This is a genomic window from Acinetobacter sp. Colony158, from assembly GCF_019264745.1.
Taxonomy (GTDB): Bacteria; Pseudomonadota; Gammaproteobacteria; order Pseudomonadales; family Moraxellaceae; genus Acinetobacter; species Acinetobacter ursingii.
The window spans coordinates 3511536-3511739 of the sequence record NZ_CP078523.1 but is presented as its reverse complement, the minus strand read 5'-3'; the positions used below and the strand labels follow the sequence as shown (position 1 = coordinate 3511739).

Sequence of the window (204 nt, the reverse complement as noted above, 5' to 3'; positions counted from 1 at the left end):
ATTGCATTAATCGCCTATTTGCTGTGAACTTCGCTAAACACATGGCACAAGAAGGATGGAGTGTTCAGCGTTTACTGAGAATTATTCAGGTCAATTTATTTGAAAGGAAACTTTTAAGGTCACTCTTTGTGCCTGATNAAAATGGCGAAAACAAGAAGAACCTCAATTGAGGTTCTTCTTGTGATATTTGTGGGACAGCAGTGA

The 204-nt window shown here is 38.4% G+C and carries 1 pseudogene; it reads left to right on the top strand.

Features of this window, described 5'->3' with window-relative positions:
• Window positions 1–184, top strand: a pseudogene (locus JR005_RS15325) (IS4 family transposase); the annotation flags it as partial.
• Window positions 185–204: the final 20 nt, after the last annotated feature.